This window comes from Nocardioides sp., assembly GCF_031422975.1.
GTDB lineage: Bacteria > Actinomycetota > Actinomycetes > Propionibacteriales > Nocardioidaceae > Nocardioides.
Genome location: NZ_JANPEO010000434.1, coordinates 1 through 6,263, shown reverse-complemented (window position 1 = coordinate 6,263; position 6,263 = coordinate 1). Strand labels below are relative to the sequence as shown.

Sequence of the window (6,263 nt, the reverse complement as noted above, 5' to 3'; positions counted from 1 at the left end):
CGCCCACCCACCCGGGCCCGACGAGGTGAAGGCGATGATCGACGACGTGTTGCGCGGGATCGTCGGCGACTTCGCCGTCACCCTGCTGCGCGCCGCCGCGTTCGCCCGGGTGGTGGCGACCGGCCGCGCGTCGGTGGCCGGCACGAGCCATGCCGACACGGTGAGGATGCTCACGCTCTCCGAGCAGCTCGAGGCAGCAGGCCACCTCGAACTGCGCGATTCGCTGGCGTGAGCGCGATCGCGGCGTAGGCTCTCCCACGGAGTACGCCGCACCGCGGCAGCCCCGGGTCCCAATTTAAGCCGCTACGAGCGGCCACGCGCCGTGAGGCGCTCCCGGTTCGGCGTACTCCACCAACTAGCCGGCAGCCAGGGCCTTGCGGATCCGCTGATCACTGACCGAGCCCAACGTGCCGAGCTGCTGCGCCCACAGGGACACGCGGTACTCCTCCAGCAGCCAGCGCACCGCTCGCTGCCCCGCGCTCGGCGGTCGTCCCGCGGGCAGGGCCGCGAGCTGGTGCAGCCAGGCGTCCTGCAGGTCGGCCATCTGGTCCATCAGCTGCCGATCGCGGGCCACCTGCTCGTCGAGCCGGGCCCGGCGATGCTGCACGGCCGCGAGGTAGCGGGGGAACTCCCGCAACTGGGCGGCTCCCGCCTCACCGATGAAGCCGCGGGACACCAGCCGCGCCACCTGGGCCTTCATGTCGGTCAGCGCCGGCAGGGTCATCAGCTCGGCCCGCCCGGACAGCTCCTTGTCCGTGGCCCGCCACGCGCCGAGCACCCGGATCACGTCGTGGACCGTCGCGATCACCGCGTCGTGGTGCTCGCGCTTCGCAATGGCCACCAGGGCGTCGTACGCCGCCTCGTCCCGCACCTCCGCACGCGCATCGACGAGGTCGCCGACGACGGCGGCGCGGATGTCGTCGACGAGCTCACCGACGGTGGGGTACGGCGAGCCCACGAGCGAGAGCAGGCTGAACTGGTCGAGCCCGAGCTGGTCCACCGTCGGCGAGTCTCCGAGGGCGAGCAGCAGCAGGCGGCGTACTCCCCACCGGTGCCGCGCCTCCGCCTCCGCCGCGGACGCGCAGACCTGCACCCCGACGGTGGTGCCCTCGTCGACGAGCGCCGGGAAGCCGCGCACCTCGTGCCCCGCGCGCAGCCAGGTGTTGGACTCCGCCAAGGTGTCGAAGGTCCAGGTGGTCTGACCGGTCGCGGAGACGCCCGACTCGGCGGCCACATCGGCGATCGCCTGCTCGAGGCTGGGCCGCAGAGGCTCCTTCAACGACTCGAGGTCCTTGCCGCGGGCGGCCTCGGCGCCGGCCTCGTCGACGACCCGGAAGGTCGGCTGCAGGTGGGCGGGGACCTTGCTCCAGTCCCAGGCGTCACGGGGGACGACGATGCCGGTGCCACCGAGCAGGTGGCGCTCGAGCGCGTCGAGCAGCGGCTCCGCCCCGGCGGGTACGGCGGCGAGGAACTCGCGCGCCGTGTTCGGAGCCGGCACGAAGTTGACCCGCAGGTTCTTGGGCAGGCTGCGGATCAGCTCGGTGACGAGCTCCTCGCGGAGGCCGGGCACGAGCCATGAGAAGTCGGCGGCCTCGACCCGGTTGAGGGTGGCGACCGGGACCTCGATGGTCAGGCCGTCGTCGGCGGCGCCGGGCTCGAAGTGGTAGCTGATCGGGAAGGTGAGGCCGACCTCGTCGGAGTCGTGCCAGCTCGCCGGGAAGTCGGTGGCGCGGACCTCGTCGGCGCCGGCGTGCGTGAGCATCTCCGGGTCGAAGGTGAGCAGGTCGGGCCGCTGGTGCCGCTCGCGCTTCCACCACTGGTCGAAGTGGGCGCCACTGACGACCTCGGCTCCGACCCGGGCGTCGTAGAAGTCGAAGAGCGTCTCCTCGTCGACCACGATGCCGCGCCGTCGCGCGCGGTGCTCGAGCTCCTCGGCTTCCTCGAGCAGCTCGCGGTTGGTGTGGAAGAAGGCGTGTCGGGTGCGCCACTCCCCCTGCACCAGCGCATGGCGGATGAACAGTTCGCGCGAGAGCGCCGGATCCACCTTGCCGTAGGTGATCAGCCGATCCGAGACGAGGGGTACGCCGTAGAGCATGACCTTCTCGTAGGCCATCACCGCCGCGCGCTTGGTCGACCAGTGCGGCTCGGAATAGGTGCGCTTGACCAGATGGCCCGCGATCCGCTCGGCCCACTCGGGCTTGATCGCGGCGTTCTGGCGACCCCACAGCCGGCTCGTCTCGACGAGCTCGCCCGCCATCACGAAGGCCGGGTTGCGGCCCTTGAGCACACTGCCGGGGAAGATCGCGAAGCGCGCACCACGGGCACCGACGTACTCCCGCAACGGCTTGCGCTCCCCAGCCCGCGCTTTCGGTCGCTCCTCCAGGGCGCCGATGTGGCTGAGCAGTCCGGAGAGCAGCGCCTGGTGGATGCCGTCGGCGTCGGGGAGGCCAGAACCGTCACGGGGGGCTGCCTCGATCTGAACCTTCATCTCCTTGCAGACCTGGCGCAGCTGCGACTCGAAGTCCTGCCACTCGCGCACCCGCAGATAGTTGAGGAACTCGCGCTTGCACATCCGGCGGAAGGCGCTCGAGCTCAGCTCGCGCTGCTGCTCCTTGATATGGCGCCAGAGGTTGAGCCAGGTGAGGAAGTCGGAGGTCTCGTCCTTGAAGCGCGCGTGCTGCTGGTCGGACTGGGCCTGCTTCTCCGCGGGACGCTCGCGCGGGTCCTGGAGGCTGAGCGCGGCGGCGATCACGATGACCTCGCGGACGCAGCCGAGGCGCTCGGCCTCGAGGATCATCCGGCCGAGGCGCGGGTCGATCGGGAGGCGAGCGAGACGACCGCCGAGCCTGGTGAGGCTGGGCCCGTCGGGGGGGCGACTTGGTTTCGAGCTGCTCGCCGGCGCTCGCTGCACCACCGGCGTCGTCGTCAGCGCGCCGAGCTCCTCGAGCAGCTCGATGCCGGCCTTGACGTTGCGCCTGTCGGGCGGCTCGACGAACGGGAAGCGGCCGATGTCGCCGAGCCCGAGAGAGGTCATCTGCAAGATGACGCTGGCGAGGTTGGTGCGCAGGATCTCCGGGTCGGTGAACTCGGAGCGGCCCTCGAAGTCCTCCTCGGAGTAGAGGCGGATCGCGATCCCCGCCTCGACGCGGCCACACCGACCGGAGCGCTGGTTGGCGCTGGCCTGGCTGATGGGCTCGATCGGCAGCCGCTGCACCTTGGTCCGCAGCGAGTAGCGCGAGATCCGGGCGACGCCGGTGTCGATGACGTAGCGGATGCCCGGCACGGTCAGCGAGGTCTCGGCGACGTTGGTGGCGAGCACCACGCGGCGTACGGACATGGGGTGGCTGGAGAAGACGCGGTGCTGCTCGGCGGCGGACAGCCGGGAGTAGAGCGGCACGACCTCCAGTCGATCACTCCGGAGAGCGTCGAGCGCGTCGGCGGTGTCGCGGATCTCGCGCTCGCCCGGGAGGAACACCAGGATGTCGCCCGGTCCCTCGGCGGACAGCTCGCGGACGCCGTCGAGGATCGCCTCGGTCTGGTCGCGCACGACGGTCTCGCCCTCGGAGTCGGCCTCGGTCAGCTCCATCAGGGGGCGGTAGCGGACATCGACCGGGAACGTCCGCCCCGTCACCTCGACCACGGGGGCGTCGAAGTGCTTGGCGAAGCGCTCGACGTCGATGGTCGCACTGGTGATGATGATCTTGAGGTCGGGCCGACGCGGGAGCAACCGCTTGAGGTAGCCGAGCAGGAAGTCGATGTTGAGCGAGCGCTCGTGCGCCTCGTCGATGATGATCGTGTCGTACTTGCGCAGTTGGCGATCGCGCTGCAGCTCCGCGAGCAGGATGCCGTCGGTCATCAGCTTGACCCGGCTGCTCCGCGACGTCCGGTCCGTGAACCGCACCTGGTAGCCGACCAGGTCGCCCAGCTCGGTGCCGAGCTCCTCGGCGATGCGTTCGGCCACGGAGCGGGCGGCGATCCGCCTGGGCTGGGTGTGACCGATCAGCTTCCCCCCGGCGGCAGCACCCGCGCCGCGGCCGAGCTCGAGGCAGATCTTCGGCAGCTGGGTGGTCTTCCCGGAGCCCGTCTCACCGGCGACGATGACGACCTGGTGGTCGCGTATGGCGGCCGCGATGTCGTCACGGCGCGCCGAGACCGGCAGCGCCGGCGGGTAGGAGATCTGCACAACGCGCACCATTCTCGCGTACGCCACAAGCTGATTGCTCGGCCGCTGCCTCCCCAGGCGACGGGGTGCCTAGCGGCCGGCGTCGCCAGGCCCGCCGGGGCGCTCGCCGTCGCCCATCCGGCCACCGAAGTCGTGCCCCATCTCCCCCGGATGGAACCCATCGGGGAAGCGACCGTGGTCGCGGCCGCCGCCGTCGACGGCGGCGGGGATCGCGGCGCCCCCCAGCCCGCCGCCGATGAGGGCGGCCAGGGTGGTGGCGATCAGGCCGCGGGTGCCCCGCAGTCGTGTGCCGGCGCCGGCCAGGCGGTCCCGGAACGTGCGCTTCGCGGGGGCGTCGGGTTCGTACGTCGCAGGCGCGGCCTGGGAGGTCTCGGGCGACTCGGGCACGTCGGGACTGGGATCGTTCTTCTCGCTCATGGAGCGAGCATCGGCGGCGATCCTGTCCAGAACCTGTGTGCCGGCCGTGACCACCCCGAGCACTCCCCATGGCTCAGCACACGATCCTCACAGCAGACGCACAGCGAAGATGGGCAGGATGAGGTCATGGAGCTGACCCGAGCCGATGGCAGTCCGGTGCGTGTCCTCGTCGTGGACGACGAGGTCAACATCGCGGAGCTGCTGTCCATGGCACTGCGCTACGAGGGCTGGGACGTCTCGATGGCGCACACCGGCCGGCAGGCTGTGAGCACCGCAGCCGACGTGAAGCCCGACGCGGTCGTGCTCGACATGATGCTGCCCGACTTCGACGGCCTCGAGGTGCTGCGCCGGATGCGCGCCACGCACCCCGACGTCCCGGTCCTCTTCCTCACCGCCCGCGACGCCGTCGAGGACCGCGTGGCCGGCCTGACCGCGGGCGGCGACGACTACGTGACCAAGCCGTTCTCCCTCGAGGAGGTCGTGGCCCGCCTGCGCGCCCTCATGCGCAGGTCCGGCGCGAGCCTCGCGACCGAGCGCAACATGCTGGCCGTCGGCGACCTCACCCTCGACGAGGACAGCCGCGAGGTGTTCCGCGACGGCGTGGAGATCAGCCTGACGGCGACCGAGTTCGAGCTGCTCCGTTATCTCATGCGCAACCCGCGCCGTGTGCTGAGCAAGGCGCAGATCCTGGACCGGGTCTGGCACTACGACTTCGGTGGCCAGGCCAACGTCGTCGAGCTCTACATCTCCTACCTCCGCAAGAAGATCGACGTCGGCCGCGAGCCGATGATCCACACCATGCGCGGCGCGGGTTACGTCCTGAAGCCGGCGTCGTGAGGTCGATCCTTCGTCCCCAGACGCTCACCACCAGGCTGGTCGTCACGGCCGTCGGCCTGGTGGCCCTGATCTCCTTGCTGATCGCGCTCGCGACCACGCTGGCGATGCGCAGCTATCTCTACGACCGTTTGGACTCCGACGTCCGTGCGTCCCTGGTGCGGGCGTACGGCTCGCCCCCGCCGCGCTCCGACGGCGACCGGGACGACGTGCGCGCGCGGGGGGACGACGGACCGGGCAGCATCGGGCAGGGGGTCGGGACGGTGAGCGCCACCATCGGCGGCACGGCCGACAGCGGGATCCTCCTCACCGAGGGCGGGACCGACGGCTTCAGCGCGCGAGAACCGCTCCAGCAGGACGTCCTCCGGGTCCTGGCCACGGTCCCGACCGACGGCGACACCCACGACGTGGACCTGCCCGGGCTGGGCGCCTACCGCGTCATCGCCGAGGACCGCGGCGTCACTGCCGTGGCCGGGCTGCCGGCCAGCGACGCGCACGACATCCTCGAGTCCCTGGTGCGCTGGGAGGCGCTGCTCACCCTGTTCGGCATCGGCACCGCGGCGTTCGCCTCCACCTTCGTCGTACGCCGCCAGCTCGCCCCGCTCCGGGAGGTGGCCGCGACCGCCCACGCCGTGGCCGCGCTGCCGCTGTCGGAGGGTGCGATCGACCTGACGGCCCGCGTCCCGGAGCGACTCACCGACGAGCGCAACGAGGTCGGCCAGGTCGGCTCCGCGCTGAACACGTTGCTCGACCACGTCGAGACGAGCCTCGCGGTCAGGCATCGCAGCGAGCAGCAGGTGCGCCAGTTCGTGGCCGATGCGTCCCACGA

At 71.3% G+C, this 6,263-nt stretch carries 4 protein-coding genes and 1 pseudogene; 3 read left to right on the top strand and 2 right to left on the bottom strand.

The window, feature by feature from the left end:
- Positions 1 to 232 (top strand): annotated as a pseudogene (locus RMO85_RS13100) (hypothetical protein); the annotation flags it as partial.
- 123 nt (positions 233 to 355) lie between these two features.
- Here RMO85_RS13100 and hrpA read toward each other — a convergent pair.
- Complete coding sequence (gene hrpA, locus RMO85_RS13095; RefSeq protein ID WP_397203860.1) at positions 356 to 4,183, bottom strand: ATP-dependent RNA helicase HrpA; 3,828 nt, start codon at positions 4,181 to 4,183, stop codon at positions 356 to 358.
- A gap of 69 nt (positions 4,184 to 4,252) precedes the next feature.
- Positions 4,253 to 4,600, bottom strand: coding sequence for a hypothetical protein (locus tag RMO85_RS13090; RefSeq protein ID WP_310529166.1), 348 nt, complete (start codon positions 4,598 to 4,600; stop codon positions 4,253 to 4,255).
- A 126-nt stretch (positions 4,601 to 4,726) separates the two neighbouring features.
- Between RMO85_RS13090 and RMO85_RS13085 the strand changes: the two genes are divergently transcribed.
- Together RMO85_RS13085 and RMO85_RS13080 are read left to right on the top strand one after the other, a co-directional pair.
- A complete protein-coding gene (locus RMO85_RS13085; protein WP_310529165.1) occupies positions 4,727 to 5,437 on the top strand; it encodes a response regulator transcription factor in 711 nt (236 codons plus the stop codon).
- A partial coding sequence (locus RMO85_RS13080) for a HAMP domain-containing protein (protein WP_310529164.1) occupies positions 5,434 to 6,263 on the top strand: 830 nt, incomplete at its 3' end. The genes RMO85_RS13085 and RMO85_RS13080, both read left to right, overlap by 4 nt.